This is a genomic window from Nocardia sp. XZ_19_231 (assembly GCF_015355705.1).
Lineage (GTDB): Bacteria > Actinomycetota > Actinomycetes > Mycobacteriales > Mycobacteriaceae > Nocardia > Nocardia salmonicida.
Genome location: NZ_JACUZI010000004.1, coordinates 262,385 through 278,799 on the forward strand (window position 1 = coordinate 262,385; position 16,415 = coordinate 278,799).

The 16,415-nt window shown below is 67.0% G+C and carries 13 protein-coding genes; 4 read left to right on the forward strand and 9 right to left on the reverse strand.

What is annotated here, in order from left to right; all coding sequences use genetic code 11:
* The first annotated feature begins 33 nt into the window (after positions 1-33).
* Positions 34-1,323, forward strand: coding sequence for an MFS transporter (locus tag IBJ82_RS19780; RefSeq protein WP_194827435.1), 1,290 nt, complete (start codon positions 34-36; stop codon positions 1,321-1,323).
* A gap of 105 nt (positions 1,324-1,428) precedes the next feature.
* Positions 1,429-2,244, forward strand: a complete 816-nt coding sequence (locus tag IBJ82_RS19785) for a cyclase family protein (RefSeq protein WP_194827436.1) — start codon at positions 1,429-1,431, stop codon at positions 2,242-2,244.
* 6 nt (positions 2,245-2,250) lie between these two features.
* On the opposite strand, the gene IBJ82_RS19790 is transcribed toward IBJ82_RS19785, so the two are convergent.
* The 3 genes from IBJ82_RS19790 to IBJ82_RS19800 form a co-directional block, all read right to left on the reverse strand.
* Complete coding sequence (locus IBJ82_RS19790; RefSeq protein WP_194827437.1) at positions 2,251-3,807, reverse strand: FAD-binding protein; 1,557 nt, start codon at positions 3,805-3,807, stop codon at positions 2,251-2,253.
* Positions 3,808-3,940: 133 nt separating this feature from the next.
* Positions 3,941-4,507 (reverse strand): type 1 glutamine amidotransferase domain-containing protein, encoded by a 567-nt coding sequence (locus IBJ82_RS19795; protein ID WP_194827438.1) that lies wholly within the window; start codon positions 4,505-4,507, stop codon positions 3,941-3,943.
* A 129-nt stretch (positions 4,508-4,636) separates the two neighbouring features.
* The gene (locus IBJ82_RS19800; protein WP_228537417.1) at positions 4,637-5,428 is read right to left on the reverse strand and encodes a GTP pyrophosphokinase family protein; all 792 of its coding nucleotides are present in this window, start codon (positions 5,426-5,428) and stop codon (positions 4,637-4,639) included.
* Positions 5,429-5,680: 252 nt separating this feature from the next.
* On the opposite strand from IBJ82_RS19800, the gene IBJ82_RS19805 reads away from it, so the two are divergent.
* Positions 5,681-7,741: an AMP-binding protein gene (locus IBJ82_RS19805; protein ID WP_194827440.1), complete on the forward strand. Its 2,061-nt coding sequence runs from the start codon at positions 5,681-5,683 to the stop codon at positions 7,739-7,741.
* A gap of 37 nt (positions 7,742-7,778) precedes the next feature.
* Here the strand turns inward: IBJ82_RS19805 and IBJ82_RS19810 are convergent, their stop codons facing one another.
* From IBJ82_RS19810 to IBJ82_RS19830, 5 genes are all read right to left on the reverse strand, one after another.
* The gene (locus IBJ82_RS19810; protein ID WP_194827441.1) at positions 7,779-8,663 is read right to left on the reverse strand and encodes an alpha/beta fold hydrolase; all 885 of its coding nucleotides are present in this window, start codon (positions 8,661-8,663) and stop codon (positions 7,779-7,781) included.
* Positions 8,664-8,773: 110 nt separating this feature from the next.
* Positions 8,774-9,880: a PDR/VanB family oxidoreductase gene (locus tag IBJ82_RS19815; protein WP_194827442.1), complete on the reverse strand. Its 1,107-nt coding sequence runs from the start codon at positions 9,878-9,880 to the stop codon at positions 8,774-8,776.
* Positions 9,877-10,776 (reverse strand): metal-dependent hydrolase, encoded by a 900-nt coding sequence (locus tag IBJ82_RS19820; RefSeq protein ID WP_194827443.1) that lies wholly within the window; start codon positions 10,774-10,776, stop codon positions 9,877-9,879. The genes IBJ82_RS19815 and IBJ82_RS19820 overlap by 4 nt, the downstream gene beginning before the upstream one ends.
* Complete coding sequence (locus IBJ82_RS19825) at positions 10,773-12,551, reverse strand: amidohydrolase family protein (protein WP_194827828.1); 1,779 nt, start codon at positions 12,549-12,551, stop codon at positions 10,773-10,775. The genes IBJ82_RS19820 and IBJ82_RS19825 overlap by 4 nt, the downstream gene beginning before the upstream one ends.
* Before the next feature lie 21 nt (positions 12,552-12,572).
* On the reverse strand, positions 12,573-13,499 hold the full coding sequence (locus tag IBJ82_RS19830; RefSeq protein WP_194827444.1) for an alpha/beta fold hydrolase: 927 nt from the start codon (positions 13,497-13,499) through the stop codon (positions 12,573-12,575).
* A 211-nt stretch (positions 13,500-13,710) separates the two neighbouring features.
* Between IBJ82_RS19830 and IBJ82_RS19835 the strand changes: the two genes are divergently transcribed.
* A complete protein-coding gene (locus tag IBJ82_RS19835; RefSeq protein WP_194827445.1) occupies positions 13,711-14,418 on the forward strand; it encodes a TetR/AcrR family transcriptional regulator in 708 nt (235 codons plus the stop codon).
* Between the two features lie 14 nt (positions 14,419-14,432).
* Here IBJ82_RS19835 and IBJ82_RS19840 read toward each other — a convergent pair whose 3' ends face one another.
* Positions 14,433-16,355 (reverse strand): acyl-CoA dehydrogenase family protein, encoded by a 1,923-nt coding sequence (locus IBJ82_RS19840; RefSeq protein WP_194827446.1) that lies wholly within the window; start codon positions 16,353-16,355, stop codon positions 14,433-14,435.
* Positions 16,356-16,415: the final 60 nt, after the last annotated feature.

The following is a 16,415-nucleotide window of genomic DNA, read 5'->3' on the forward strand; positions in this document are numbered from 1 at the left end:
GTGCTCGGGCGAACTCTCTGCGACGATGTGCCCATGAGCACCACCACCCGACCGGGTGTGATCACGGCAGGCACGCTGGTTCTGTTGTCGTCGCTGTACTTCGCGCAAGGGTTGCCGTTCGGCTTCTTCACCCAGGCGCTGCCGGTGGTACTGCGCGAATCGGGCTATTCGCTGGTGGCGATCAGCGCCTCGGGTGTGCTGTTCCTGCCCTGGGCGCTGAAGTTCCTCTGGGCGCCCTACGTCGATCGATACGGCACCCGGCGCACGTGGCTGCTGGTGTTGCAACTGCTGTCGGCCGCGGTCGCGACGGTGTTGGCCTGCCTGGATCTGTCGTCCTCGCTGCGCTGGTTGTTCGTCGGCATCGTGGTGGTGAACCTGCTCTCGGCGACCCAGGACGTGGCCACCGACGGTTCGGCCGTGCGGTTGTTGGGTCCGCGTCAGCGTGGGCTGGGCAACGGCATCCAGGTCGGGGCCTACCGGGTCGGGATGATCGTCGGCGGTGGCGCCCTGTTGTGGTTGTACGCGCTGGCGGGGTGGCGGGCGCTGTTTCTGGCGATGGCGGCCCTGATCGTGCTCACCACGGTGCCGGTGTGGCTGATGCGCGAGCCGGTCGCGGACCGGCTGCCGAGTCCGAAGCCCGCACAGCTGCTCGGTGCCTGGTGGACCAGATTGCGTCGACCCGGCGTTCTCGCCTTCATCGCATTGATCGGCGCGTTCAAATTCGGTGACTCGATGGCCGCGGCGCTCACCGGCCCCTTCCTGTCCGACGCCGGACTAGACCTCAGCGAGATCGCCCTGATGAAGGGTGTGCTCTCCTCGGCGGGTGCGCTGGCGGGCGCGGCCCTCGGCGGTTGGCTCGCCTACCGCTACGGTCGCCGCAAGGCCCTGCTGATCGGCGGTGTCACTCAGACCGCGAGCATCGCGCTGTACCTGTTCGCCGCCCTCGGCCTCGGTGGTTTCGAACTTCTCGTCACCGCGAGCCTGGCCGAGCACGTCTTCGGTGGTGCGGCTACCGTCGCCGTCTTCGCGCTGATGATGGACGCGTCCGAACCCGATTACCCGGGCAGCGACTACACCCTGCTCGCGTGCGCGATCGTCGTCGTCCAAGGCGTGGCCGGGATGGCCGCGGGCGTCGTCGGCGAACTGGCCGGTTATCCCACGCTCTTCGCCACCGGGCTCGTCCTGTCCGGACTCGGATGCGCCGCAATGATTCTCGGCCTGTCCCGAGGGCTCGGCCCCTCGAACCTGCACCGAGCCCTTGCTCCGACGGACAATCGGCTGCATGACACCGCCGATGGCGGCGATCGCCGCGTCGACAGGTAGTCGCGCGTCGTCGTCGGCGGTCCGCCCGGGCGGCCGGAAAAACCGGAGCGCGGCATCGGCCCCGATCAGACGCCGGACCCGGTTCGCTCGGCTATCTTGAGTCCGATGTGTTCGCCCGAGATCGTTCGTCTCGCCCACGAGAGCGCGCCGCAGCCGAGTCGGCGGGCGCTGCTCGGCCTCGCCGGGCTCACCGCCCTGGCCGCGGTGGTGCCCGCGCCCGCCGTCGCCGCGCCGCGCTCCGGCGTTGTCGACCTCACCCACACACTGACGCCGCACCTGCCGGTGTGGCCGGGTAATCCGCCGCTGGTCATGGTCCCGGTGGCCACGCACGCGTCGGGTGGGTTCGGGCAGTTCGCGCTCGGGTACTGGGAGCACACCGGAACCCATCTCGACGCCCCCGCGCATCGGATTCCCGGCGCCACCACGACCGATGCCCTCGCCGTCGACGACCTCGTCGCGCCGCTCGTCGTCATCGATATCAGCGCCAAAGCCGCTGTCGACGCCGACGCGGTGGTGACCGTCGCCGATATCGACAACTGGCGCTCACAGCACGGCGACCTCCCGGAGCGGGCATTCGTCGCGATGTATTCCGGGTGGGAACATCGCATCGACCGACCGTCGACCTTCCTCAATCTCGACGAACGCGGAACGCCCCACGCGCCGGGGTTCTCCGCCGACGCCGCGGAATACCTTGTCGTGCACTGCGGAATCGTCGGCGCCGGTGTCGATACGCTCAGCCTGGATTGCGGTGCCGATCCCGAATACGGCGCGCACACAGCCTTTCTCGGTGCTGGTCGCTACGGCGTGGAGATGCTCGCCAACCTCGCCGCGGTACCGGCGAAGGGCGCGACCGTCGTGATCGGCGCACCGAAACACGCGGGCGGCACCGGCGGACCGTGTCGGGTGCTCGCGCTCACCTGAACGTCATCACCAGTCCGGTCGGCCGATCGAAAGCCGGTGCTGGAAAACATTTCTCGGATCCACTGCCGCTTTGACTCGCAGTAGTCGCCGATAGTTGTCACCGTAATAGAAGGCGTGCCACGGCAGGCCGGAGGTGTTCCACGCGGCATCGGCCAGATCCGGGTCCGGGTAGTTGATGTAACTACCGCCGTAGGCCGCGTTCGGGACCGGAACACCGCCGGTGTCGGCATGCACGTCGCGATACATCTCGCGCGCCCAGCGCAGATACCGTTCGTCGTCGAAGGGCAGTCGCCACGACGCGTGGATCAGCATCTTCATGAACGAATCCCGCGCGGGCATCGCCGTCGCGTCGGCGGCGACGGCGTTGATCGCGCCGCCGAACGGCAGGAATTCGAGCTGGGATTCGCCGAGGAAGCCGAGATCAGTGATGTAGCGGTAGAAGATTCGGAGTTGTTCGGGGGAGTACGCCTTACGCAGATAGGCGGCTTTCACTTTGACCCGTGTGGTGTTCGCGCCCTTGGCGTAATACACCTGGTTCACAGTGTCCGGGTAGGACAGCTGGGTGACCGGAGTCTGTATGGGCGGCGGGAAAACCCCGTCGCTCACCGTGGCGACGAATTCGTCGAAACGGTGTCGCGCGTCGGGTGTTTCGGCATCGAACAGGATCAGCATCTCGGCCGTGCCGGTGCCGGTCGTTCTGATCATCAGCGGCGCGTAGAGGCCGGAGAATTCATTACCCGGTGCACTGTGGCGTTCGAAGAACCCGAGGTAGTTTCCGAGCAACCGGACGAACGAATCCTCGGTCGTGATCGGCAGGATCAGTCGCGCGTTCAGCATGCTGCCCGGCGGTTTCGGCAGTGCGCGCGTGGGGCCCGCGCCGTCGGAATCGGGAGATCGCAGCAGATACCGGGTCACCACACCGAAATTGCCGCCGCCGCCACCGGTGTGCGCCCACCACAGGTCGCGGTCGGGGCCGTCTTCGGTCGCGACAACCACTTTCGCGGTGCCGTCGGCATCCACGGTGACGACTTCGACCCCGGCCAGGTGATCGGCCACGAGCCCGAATCGCCGTGACAACGGACCGTAGCCGCCACCGCAGACATGACCACCCATCCCGACGCCGAGGCAGATCCCACCCGGCACCGTCACGCCCCAGCGGTGCAGTGCGTTGTAGACGGTGCCGATGTCGGCGCCCGCGTCGACCGAGAACGCGCGGTGATGTTCGTCCCAGGACACCGCGTCGAGTCGGCCGAGGTCGATGATCGAACGGGTCCGCGCGTTGTCGACGAAATCGTCGAAGCAGTGCCCGCCCGAGCGGGCCGCGATCCCACCGTCTCTGCCCACCGCCTCGGCGACCGCGCTGCGAACCTCCTCGGCACTGGTCGGCACATAGATCTTCGCCGGTTGCGCCTGGAACCTCCGGTTGTACCCGCGCGAGGCCAGCGACTCGAAATCGCCCGCACCGAGCACACGCTCCTCGGCGCGGCCCGCGGGCATTCCGAGCGCGGCCATGGTGCCGCCCGCCGCGACCGCGGTGATCAACTTCCGACGTGAGAGCGCCACCGGATTCCTTTCGCGCCACGCTGTTCGAGATGAACCTGCTCGGACAGTAGCGGAATTGCCGATGCGCGGATGGCGGAAATACCCACAGGTCGCAGTGGTTGTGAGTTCGATATCGAGGCAGTTCGGCTGAGGACTAGGTGGCGGCCGGGTGGCGTCCCTCGGCGAACTCCTCGACGATCTTGGCGCAGAACGCGGGCAGATCGTCGGGGTTGCGGCTCGAGACCAAGCCCCGGTCGACGACGACCTCCTCGTCGACAACGGTGCCACCGGCATTGCGGATATCGGTGCGCACGCTGGGGTAGGAGGTGAGGGTGCGGCCGCGCACGGCGTCGGCCTCGACCAGCGTCCACGGTCCGTGACAGATCACGCCGACCGGTTTACCGGTGCCGACGAATTCTTTGACGAAGCGGACCGCCGCGGGATCTTGGCGGAGTTTGTCGGGGTTGGTGGTGCCGCCCGGCAGCAGTAGCGCGTCGAAGTCGGCCGGGCTCACGTCGGCGACCAGCTCGTCGACGGAGAAGGTGTCACCCTTCTCGACGTCGTGATTCATCGCCTGGATGGTGCCGGAAGCGAGGGACACCAGCGTGGTGACGGCGCCCGCGTCTTCCACCGCCGCCCGGGGTCGGACGAGTTCGACCTGCTCCACCCCGTCGGTGGCGAGGATCGCGACGCGCTTTCCTGTCAGCGTCCGGTCAGTCATCTTCGGCTCCTTCCTGGCTCTGGCGCCCAGCAGGCGATGTCAGTGTGGCGGTACCGCGGAAACCGGGCCCTAAACAGGATCGGGCGGGTGAGCGGGGCGTGGATCCGCGTTCGTTCACACCTGTCAGCGTCAGGCCGGCGGATCGGTGGGGCGGAGGTAGACGGGGTGGCCGCCGGTGAGGCTGTTGTACAGCACGCTGAGGTCCAGTGAGTCCGTGCTCGGCTTCGGCTTCGGGTGTGCGCCGCGGTCGACCTGGCGGTGGAGGGCTTCCATCTTCTCGTCGAGCTGGGTGGCGACCTCGGCGGCCTGGGCGAGGTCGGTGCGCAGGTTCGGGGGGACCTCACCGCGGTACTTGTAGTAGATCTTGTGCTCGAGGCTGGCCCAGAAGTCCATCGCGATCGTGCGGATCTGGATCTCGACCGGAATCCGCTCGGTGCGGTCGGAGCGGAACACCGGGATCGACACGATCAGGTGCATGCTCTGGTAGCCGTTCGGCTTGCGGTGGGTGATGTAGTCGCGCTCCTCGATGACCGTGATGTCTTCCTGACCGGCCAGCATGTCCCTGATCGTGCCTATATCGGAGATGAAGCTGCACACCACCCTGACCCCGGCGATATCGAGCACGTTGTCCCGGATCGCGGCCAGATTCATCGCGTAATTCTTGCGACGGACCTTCTCGAGGACGCTTTCGGGCGACTTGAGCCGCGACCCCACGTGCTCGATGGGGTTGTACTCGTGGGTGTTGTTGAAGTCCTCACGCAAGATATTGATCTTGGTCGTCACCTCGTCGATCGCGAACTTGTAGCCGAGCATGAAGTCGACGAACTGCTCGCGCAGGGCCCGCAGGTCATCGATGCCGACGCCTTCGCCGTTGCCGAGGGTGCTGTCATCAGTGCTGGGATCGCGCTGCCAAGGTTTCATCGATTCCATTGTGCCGTTTTCATTGCGAATGCCTCGTCCGGCCGCTGACGGGAGATATTGGCATGTGTCACAGACACCGGGGGTTGTGTTCGTTCGGTCACCAGAATCCGTAGATATTTCGTTCGCCCACGCGCGGGTAGGCCGATGATGACTTCTGGTGCAGTGCCTGACGACGGGCACCGTCACGGCACGGGGGCCGAGGCGAGCAGGTACTACCCGGCAGTGTGGCCGGGCCGAGGAAGGCGCGCAGCAATGCCGAGTGATGTCGTCGATGTGTCCGTGGAGTTCTCCGTCTCGCGCCGGGCGCTGTGGGATGTGTTACTCGAGCCGCAGAGTTACCCGCGGTTGTGGGCCGGGATCGGGGGTTGTGATCGGCTGTCGAACCCCGACGGGACCACCCTGTGGGAGGTCAGGATCGGGGACAGGGCGGTCGGCGTGCGGCGTACCGGGTTGGTGCTGACCATCGGGCGCTGGTACGAGAGTTTCGAACTTCACAATCCCGAATCCGGCAGTTTCGCCATGATCCGGCTCACCGGGGACGAGCAGCGCACGAGGGTGAGCGTCACCGTCTTCGCCGCGCCGCGGCTGCACCCGACGCTGGCCGGCGTCACGAACTCGGTGATCACCGGTTGGGTCAAGGACGGTCTGCGTCGCGCGGCCGATGTCGTGGGTGGAGCCCGCACCTCGGTGGTGGCCAATGGCAACCGGGCGCCGATCCGGCGAAAATCCGAACTCGTGCGCTGGTGGGTGAACTCGGGTCAGGTGTCGCCGCCGCTGACCTCGGCCAGGCAGTTGCGGTCGCTGTACCGATGGGGATTCAATCTGGCGGGCGGCTACGCCGCCGGCGCCGCGCACAGCCCGGACCAGGTCGCGCTGATCGACGACAGCAGCACCGCCAGCTTCGCCGAAACCGACAAGCGGACCACCGCGTTGGCGGGCGCCATGTACGAGGTGGGGTTGCGTGCGGGTGACGCGGTGGGCCTGCTGGCCGGAAACCATTGCGGCATGGTCGAATCCATGGTCGCGGCGGGCAAGCTCGGTGTCGACGTCGCACTGCTGAACTCGGGACTCTCGGGGCGGCGGATCGAGGACATCGTGCAGCGGCACCGGCTTTCGGCGTTGTTCGTCGACACCGATCTGGCTCACCTCGTGCAATACCTGCACGCCGACCTGCCGCGCTTCTTCACCGACGATGCCCCCGCCGACCCGACGCGGATCACGATCGAAGACCTCATCGCGACCCGCCAATCGAAGTTTCCCGTCCCGACGGTGCCAGGACGTCAGATCGTGCTCACCTCGGGCACCAGCGGCACCCCGAAGGGTGCGCGGCGCCCGCACCCGAAGGGCTTCGACACACTGGTCGCGCTGCTGTCGCTGATCCCGATCCACGCGGGCAGCACCATGATGATCCCCGCGCCGCTGTTTCACACCTGGGGGTTGTCGGCGCTGCAATTGAGCACCGCGGTACGGGCCACAGTGGTGCTGACGCAGGGTTTCGACGCCGAGGAATGCCTGCGCCGGATCACCGAACACGGAGTGAACACGCTCATCGCGGTGCCAACGATGGTGCAGCGACTGGTCGACCTGCCCGCCGAGGTGCGCGAGCGCTACGACCTGAGCAGCCTGCGGCATGTGATCAGTTGCGGCGCACCACTGGCGGCGGTCACCGTCGACCGATTCCTCGACGACTACGGCGATGTCCTCTACAACCTCTACGGTTCCACGGAGGTCTCCTGGGCCAGCGTGGCCGGGCCCGACGACCTGCGCGCCGCGCCGACTACCGCGGGACGCCCGCCACTGGGTACCAAGATCGCGATCCTCGATCCCGAGCACAAAGCAGTGCCGATCGGCGTGGTCGGGCGGATCTTCGTCGGCAACCACATGCTCTTCGACGGCTACGTCAGCGACTCACCGCCCGAGGAATCCGACGGCATGATGGACACCGGCGATCTCGGCTACCTCGACGCCGAAGGCAGGCTGTTCGTGGCGGGGCGCGACGACGAGATGATCATCTCCGGCGGCGAGAACGTCTTCCCGCGACCGGTCGAGGAGGCGTTGGCATATCTGCCGCAGGTCACCGATGTCGCGGTGGTCGGCGTGCCGGATCGCGAATTCGGCCAGCGACTGGCCGCGTTCCTGGTCAAGAACGAGGGCTCGGGGCTCGACTCGGACATGGTGCGCACCTACGTGCGAAACCGCCTCAGCCGCTTCTCCGTTCCGCGCGATGTCACCTTCCTCAACGCGCTGCCGCGCGGCGAGACCGGCAAGGTGCTCAAGCGGTTGCTGGTGGACCCGGAAGGGCTGGTCGGCTGAGCCGGAGCGCGGCGACCAGCCCTTGCGTCCGGGGGCGTTACGGGCGCGGGTTGGCCTGGAACAACTGCCACATCCGGTTCATCATCTCGGTGCGCCGCGCTCCCGTCGGCCAGTAATGGCTGCCGCCGTTGTAGACCCGCCACAGCACCTCGGTGCCGGACGCGCAGTCCCAGTGCCTGGAGTCCTTGATGTCGGTGCCGCCGCCGGGCTGCTCGTTCTGGCACGGGCGATTTTCCCAGCTCCAGTACATGACGTGGCCGTAGGCGACGGGCTCGATGACAGTGGCGTCATTCGCCGAGGCGAACACACCCCACGAGACCGCCCGCGAGGGATCGCACCCCGTCGGCGGGGGCGCTGGTGCGTAGACAGCGCCCGAGGCGAAGAGATTCGGGTTGGTGCAGGCCGCGCGTGACGCCATCTGGCCGCCGTTGGAGTGTCCGGTGAGATGGATACGCTTGGGCGCCACACAATATTTGGCGCTGACCGCGGCCACGACGCTCTCGATGTGAGCGACGTCGTCTGCGTCGGCGTTCCAGCCCCAACCCGGGGTGCCGTCCGGCTTGTTCTCGGGTTTGAAGCCACGCGGATAGGCCACGATGAACTTGTTCTGATCAGCGAGGGCGTTCCAGCCCGACACCGCCTCGAAGCCTTCGGGCCGGTCGTAGCCACCGTGGATGGCGACCACGAGCGGTGCGCCCGCGGCGGATATTCCGGCGGGTACGTGAATGCGGTAATACCGCGGATCGTCGGGTGCGCCGATGTTGACCTTCTCGGTGACCGGCGTCGTCGAACAACCGGCGGCCGGACTTTCGAGAACTGCTCGGTCGGCATGGCCGGGCGCGGCCGCCGGTACCGCGAGTAGTAGGGCTGTGCAGGACGCGCCGAACAGCGCGGCCAAGCGTTTGATCAGTGAGGACGCCACGGAAACTCCTTGTGTGCGAACGGTATTGCACGTCGCACACTACGCGTACAGCGGTGTTCTTCGATGCCGATTGACCAGTGGGGGTGAGACGGGAAAACCCGCGCTCGAGCTCAGAGGTCGAGAACCAGGCGCTTTCCCGCGCAGCGGGAGACGCATGCCAGCGTCACCCCGGCGGCGTGTTCCTCGGGGGTCAGTGCGCCGTCGCGGTGATCGGGGATGCCGTCGGTGACGCGGACGACGCAGGTGCGACAAAAGCCCTGGCGACACGAGTAGGGCTGGTCGGGGCGCACCGCCAGTAGTGCGTCGAGCATGGTCTGGTCAGCGCCGACTGCGATGACCTCGCCGGTGCTCGTCAACTCCACCTCGAACGCGACGCCGTCGACAACCGGTGTGGGAGAAAACCTTTCGGAGTGGAACTCGATGCCCGGCATCGTGCGCACAGCGGCAACCAGGGCGGCCGCCATCGGGGTGGGTCCACAGCAGTAGATCGCCGTGTCGTGGTCGACACCGTCGAGAAGATCGGCGGCACTGGGCGTTCCGTGCTCGTCATCGGTGCGCACCACCACCTGTCCGCGGAGTTCGGCGAGCTCGTCGAGGAAGGGCAGGGTGTCGCGGCTTCGCCCGCAATAGACCAGGGTCCAGGCGATGCCGAGCCGGTCGGCGGCCCGCGCCATCGCCAGGATCGGGGTGATGCCGATGCCGCCCGCGACGAAATGCAGGCGTTTAGCCGACGAGCCACGCCCAGGGGGCGCGAACGGGAACGCGTTGCGCGGCCCGCGGATCACCACCGCGGTGCCGACCGGCAGCGCGTCGTGGATCTCGATCGACCCGCCGCCACCGTGCGGAATGCGGCGCACCGCGATGCGGTACTCCCCGGTTTCGGCCGGGTCGCCACACAGCGAGTACTGCCGCAGGCGCCCGGACGGGAGCTCGATGTCGATGTGCGCGCCCGGCGCCCACCGGGGCAGCTGAGCGCCATCGGGTGCGCGCAGCCCCAGATTGATCACGGCCTGGTCCTCGGCCACCAGCGCCCGGTCGGTGACGACCACCGGGAAGCGGGCGTCGTCGGCCCTGGTGAGGAGGGGGCGGCGGTTGATCAATGTCGACCAGCGCACACGCAGACCGGCGACCGTGTCGAGCACTCTGGTCGTCGGGTCGTGCTGGTGTTTGCCGTACAGATCCGGCGGGATCACCGTGGGTGCGGGGTAGACGGTCACTGGGCCGCCGCCCTGGCTGCCGGTGACTTGGCCAGATAGGCGATCGCCTGTTCGGTGGAGCCGACATTCGCCGGGTCATAGCGTGGGTTGAACGTGGACCCGGCACTGATCAGCAGGGCCGGAATGCCTGGCAGCGCACCCCGCCACATCGCTCCCAGAATCTTCCAGATCAGCCGGGGATAGCCGATATTCGGCAGCTCCGGATCCTGATTGACCAGGTACTTCGTGCCGCGCACGATCAAGCTGAGCAGGATCGGGATGACGAGCAGCATGATTCCCGCCCGCCGGATGTAGCCGGCCCCGAAGTAGATCGCGACATCGTGGGCGACGCTGCGATGTTCGACCTCCTCGGCGCCGTGCCAGCGGAACAGGTCGAGCACGCGTGGCTCGGCGCCGTGGGATTCCAAGTCGGCGTTGAGAATCCAGTCACCGAGCCAGGCGAAGAAGTGCTCGAGGCTGGCGATGAACGTCAACCGTTCGACCAGGCGGGTCTGGGCCGCTTGCGGGCTGCCCTCGCGCGCGCCGAGCGAGTTACGGAAGACGTACTCCATCTGGCGGGTGTAGGGCGCGGTGTCGATGTGGTGGGCGGCGAAGACCTGATCGAGCACCTTGGCGTGGGTTTCGGCGTGCATCGACTCCTGGCCGATGAACCCGAGCATCGCCTCGCGCACCTTCGCGTCCCGCACGTAGGGGAGTGCGTCGCGGTAGGTGGCGCAGAACATCCGCTCGCCCTCGGGCAGTAGCAGGTTCAGCGAGTTCACCACGTGCGAGGCGATCGGCTCGGACGGCATCCAGTGCAGTGGTGCCGAGGTCCAGTCGAACTTCACATTGCGTGCCTGCAGGGCGACATCAGGTGTGCGCAGGGTCCTGGCCGCGCGCCGGTTCGGGAGTTTCATCGGGTCTCCTGTGCGAGGGGAGCGGAGTTGTGATGTCCTGCGCGCAGGAACCTCCCGGCTCCCCAGTCCGCGCCGATACCGGGCGCAACTTCGCCCGCGCCGAAAACTCGGCGGCCGTTGACGACGGTCGCGACGACGGCGCGGTCGTTGCGGTTGACCATCCGGTCGAGGCCGAATTCGGGCAGCGGCGCTTCGTGGAGCTGGTGGACCTGCTCGTCGAGTCCGGTCGGGTCGATGACGACCAGGTCGGCTCGAGCGCCTTCGCGCAGGTGACCGGCGTCGATCTGGTACCAGTCGGCGAGCTCGCCGGTGAGGCGGTGGACGGCACGTTCCAGGCTCAGGAACGGCTTGCCGGATTCCTGGGCGCGCAGCACCCTTTCGAGCAGACGCAGCGGAAAGTTGTAGAACGACATGTTGCGTAGGTGCGCGCCCGCGTCGCCGAATCCCATCTGCACGCCCGGGCTCGCGGCGAGCTTGTTCAGGTAGTCGGGGCGATCGTTGGCGATCGTCGTGCGCCACCGCAGCGCCGGGCCGTATTCGACGACCATGTCGAGGTAGGCGTCGACCGGGTGCAGGCCGCGATCCTTGCCGACCTGGCCGATCGACTTGCCGACCACCGACTCGTCGGGGCAGGCGATGATCTCGGCGTCGAAGAAGTTGCGGTGCCAGATGCGGGGAGTGAACTTGTTGTCGTACTGCTTGCGGAACCAACGACGGTACGGCTCACTCTGGAGCAGCTCGTTGCGTTCGACCTGATCCTTGAGGTGCAGGGCCGCGGCTCCGGCGCCGAACTCCTCGAACACCACCAGGTCGATACCGTCGGCGTAGACGGTGAACGGCACGGGCAGATGCTGCCACCGGAAGTCGGTGCGGGCGAAGCGATTCAGCAGCGGCGCGGCGTAGAGCATGAACCACACCAGCGGCGGGTAGGCCTTGGAGTCGGCCGCCGACAGCAGCGAGGTGCGCAGCCGGGGTCGGCCGATGCCGGCGCTGGCGAGGAAGAACTTGGCGATGTTGGGGTTCAGGCTGACCGTCGGGGCGCTCTGCAGCACCCGGCCCCGCTTGCGCAACACCTTGTTGAGCGCGCGCACCTCTTTGCCGCGGGTGTAGGTCGACGGCAGCGACCGCGACCGGTATTCGTCGCCGTCGATCTTGTCGAGCTTGTTCGTCATCGACGACAGCCCGAGAAAGCCCGCGTCGACCGCCGCGTCGAGCAGGGTGGTCATCTGCGCGATCTCGGCGGCGGTCGGTTTGGTGTCGCGGGTGACCGCGCGGCCGAGCCCGAGCACATGCGTGCGCAGATCGGAGTGTCCGAGGAACGCGGCGACGTTGGGGCCCAACGGCAGCGCGTCGAGCGCCTTGGCGTACTCGCCCGGATCCGACCAGGTGCGGTGCTTGTCGAGGGCGCCGTGCACGGCGTCGCGGGGCACGGCCTCGACGCGACTGAACAGGTCCGCGCAGTCGGCGTTGGAGGCCAGGACCGTCGACAGCGAGCAGTTGCCGACGACCACGGTGGTGACGCCGTGGCGCAGCGACTCCGACAATTCGGGCTTGATCAGCATTTCGGCGTCGTAGTGGGTGTGGACGTCGACGAAGCCGGGCAGCACCCACTTGCCCGCGGCGTCGATCACCTCGGTGTCGGCGCCGATCGGCAGCGGGTCCACCGAGACGGACTCGACGATGCCGTCGCGGATGCCGATATTGCGCTGTGCGGACGCGGCTCCGGTGCCGTCGAACCAGCGACCGTCGGTAATGACGATGTCGAAGTCGAGCATTGGCTTTTCTCTCATTCGTCGTTACTTGGGTTGAGCCTGGATGAACGCGTCGGCGTATCCGGCGATCGCGGCGGGATCGGAGTAGGGCAGCCAGTGCCCGCGCGACAGGTCGTGGCGCACGACCTGATCGGCCCACTCGGCGGTGTCGTCGTAGCCCGCGGGGCGCACGGCGATGTCACGGGTGTTCACCAGCAACTGCACCGGAACGGTGGTGCGTCGTTCCCGTGGCCCGAACATGCGGGCGATGATGTTGGCCTTGTAGAAGCGCAGCCCCGAGATCATGTCCTGTTTCAGGGTCGGCGCCAGCGAGATCTGCTCGGCGGGCGTGCCCTCGACCATGCGAAGGAACAACTTCCAGCTCTTCTCGGTGCCCACGAGCCGGAAGAACAGGCCCGGCAGGATCGGCAGCATGAAGAAGGTGGTGTAGGCCGAGGACAGGCACTGGCTGAGCGTGCCCCAGATGCCGCGCGGGGTACCCGACAGCACGCCACGACGCATCCAGGTGGCCAGGTGGTCGAGATTCGGGCCCGAGATCGAAGTGAACGACGCCACGTACTGGTCCGCGCCCGGCTCACACACCGCTTCCCAGACCTGGACCGAGCCCCAGTCGTGGGCCACGACGTGCACGGGTTCGGTGGGGCTGACGGCCTCCACCACGGCGAAGAAGTCGGTCGCGAGTCGGTTCAGCTCGTAGGCCGATACCTGGGTCGGCGCGCTGGATTGTCCGTACCCGCGGGTGTCGTAGGCGATCACGCGATATTTGTCCGACAGCAGCGGCACGACGCCGTCCCACAGGTGATGGGTATCGGGCCAGCCATGGACGAGGACCACCGGAATGCCGTCTTCGGGGCCGTATTCGTGGACAGCGAGCGATATGTCGCCGTTGCGCACCAGATGCGATCTGGATGACGCTGCCCCAGTCGAGTGGGTGCCGGTTTCGCGCGTCATACGAGACTCCTTCCGCACGGGGCTTCGTTGCTCCGTGCACAATCGATAGTACCGACGGTACCGATATCCGGTACGCTGGGTATCGGGAATATCTTGAGCACCCCGGAGCCCGCTGTCAACAAGACCGGCGAGTCCGCCCGCGATACGGCAGCCGAGGCGCCGCCACTCGCCGCTATCCTGGCCGTACGCGAAGGGCGGATCAGGGAGAACAGTGACTACATCGTCCAGGCCGGTTCGCCGGTCGCCAGTACGGTTGCTCACCCGCGAACAAGTCATCGCGGGTGCGGTGCGGTGCATCGACCGCGACGGACCCCAGGTGAGCATGGAAACGCTGGCCCGGGAGATGGGCGTGGCCAAACCGCGTCTGTACCGGATGTTCGCCGATAAATCCGAACTCGACGGCGCGGTGTCGGATTGGCTCGTCGCGCAGGTCTACGCCGCCGTCGCGCCGGATCTTTCGCTGATCATGCAGCCGCCGCGGGCGACGATCCATCGGTTCCTCACCGCCTATGCCGGGGTCATCGCCGAGCATCCCGATGTGTTCCGTTTCCTCGTGCTCACCCAGAGCGTGTCGAGCGCCGATCCGGCTGCTCGGCCGTTGGACGTCGGTCGGCGCCTCTCGCACGATCTCGCCGAGCGCAGCCGCAGTGTGCTGTCCTCGGTCGCGCTCGATACCGACGGTATCGATCATCTGCTGCGCGGCATCGTCGGTTTCGTCATGGCCGTCACCGACCTCTGGCTCGACACCGATCCTGTCCCGCTTCCGGAACCGACGGCATTGTTCGTCGATCGGACGACCAATGCCGTCGTCCAGCTGTTCGACGGCTTTCTCCGGGAGAAGGGCGTTGTCATCAAGCCCGATATGTCGGTGGCGGCGACCCTGGCCACCATCACCGAAAACGCGCCGCCGCTCGACTGACCCCGGTTGCTGGGTCAGGCCTTCATCTCGTACGTCCCGGCCAACGCGCGCGCCTTACCGAGCACGCGCTCGAAACGAGCTCGGTCGAAGACCGGCCGTCGAACCAGGTCGAGGGCCCGGCGCTGCTGAGTGGGGGTAGCAGTCGGCTTGTTGTGCAGGGTGAGCGCGTTGGCGGAGAAGGCACGCACGAAGCCGTCGAAGATCTGATCGATCACCGCCGGATCGGTGCCGTCGATGACCGCCTGCTCCAACACCAACTGCGCGTAGGGCACTGCGGTGAACAGCTCACCGAACGCGAACAGGAAGTCCACGTCCTGCTGCTGCGACGACGTCGGTGCAGCCACCGCCAGCAGAGCCTGCAGCGCCAGCACCTGTTCGAGGAACACCGCCACGTTCGGAACGTCGCCGAAGCTCTCGAAGACCGGGCGCCAGTCGGCGAAGCGGATGCGACCCAAGCCGCTGCTGGGGCCCTGTCGGAACAGGAACTCGTCGTCGGCGGTGTCGTGGCGCGACGGCACCGGAGCGTATGCGGCACTGGCGAATTCGGCCCGCAGCGGCTTCACGACCGCGCCCAGGCGGGGGGCGATCTTGCGACTGGACCAGGTCAGCGCACCGGCGACCGCGCGGGTGGCCCCCTTGGGTGCCACCGAGGCGCCCGGCAGCGACTGCATCGCGGCCAGGCCGGCATCGGCGGGGTGGAACATGTAGTTGGCCATGAACTTCAGTGACAGCGCCATGTTGACGTGGACGGTGCCCTCGAGTCGCGGGAGGCCGAACATGGCTGTCATCGCGACCGGGAAGTACATGTCGTTCTCGAACCCGCGCGCGGCGATCACATCGGCGAGGTCTTCGATGACGCGCTGGCCCTGCCGGGTCACCGACATCTTCTCGATGGCGTTGAACAGCAGGTAGCGACGATCGTCCGGCGATGCCGAACGCATGTAGTCCACCGCGCGTGCGCTGTAGAGCTTCATCGCGGCGATGCGCGCGTAGGAATCGGTGATCAGCGCCCGGACCTGCGGGAACTCGGTGACCCTGTGCCCGAACAGGATCCGGTTCTCGGCGTGGTCGATCGCCTCGTAGAAGGAATGCTCACACGCGCCGACCGCGCCGAAGCCGAGGTTGAACTTGCCCACGTTGACCGTGTTCATCGCCGCGTGGAACGCGTCCTCGCCGCGGTGGAGGATGTCCTCCTCGGCGACGGGGTAGTTCTCGAGATCGAAAGCCGCGACATAGATCTGGCTGTTGACGACATTCTTGTGCAGCTTGTACGCGTCGTGCTGGGAGTCGGCGACAAAGAAGAGATACCCCTCGTAATCCTCCTGAGTCGGCTTGCCCCGCAATGCCGCGGCGCTGTCGATGATCGGCTTGTCGGACCGACGGCCGAAGACCGAGACCATCGAGGCCAGGTTGCCGTTGCCGATGTAGTACTTGCCGCCGGTCGCGGTGTAGCCACCGTCGGGCTGCGGGTCGACGATCATGTCGGTGGAGTACACGTCGGCGCCGTGTTCTTTCTCCGACAGCCCGAACGCGAAGATCTCGCCGGATTCGAGCTGGGCCGCCGCCTTCTTCTTGGCCGCGCTGTTGCTGCTCTGCCAGATCGGGCCGAGGCCGAGGATGGTGACCTGCCAGATGTACCAGTAGGTCATGCCGTAGAAGCCGAAGATCTGGCTCAGCATGGCGTTGCGCGAGGTGTCCCAGCGCTTGTTCGGGTCACCGCCCGCCTCGGCCGCCGGGGTGAGGAAGGTGGCGAACAAGCGCTCCTTCTTCGCGAACTCGAGGAACTCCGCAGGCCAGACGCGGGACCGATCGTCCTCGAGCAGCTGGGTCTTGCCGCGCGTCTCGAACCAGTCGACCATCGCGCGCAACAGCCTGCGCGTGTCCGGATCGAACTGCGCGAAGTCGGCGGTGTTCGGGTTGAAGAAATCCTGGGGCATCGTCGCTCCTCCTGCGGGCGTCCTGCACGGTCGGACGCTTCATTCGCCACTGTAGCATTT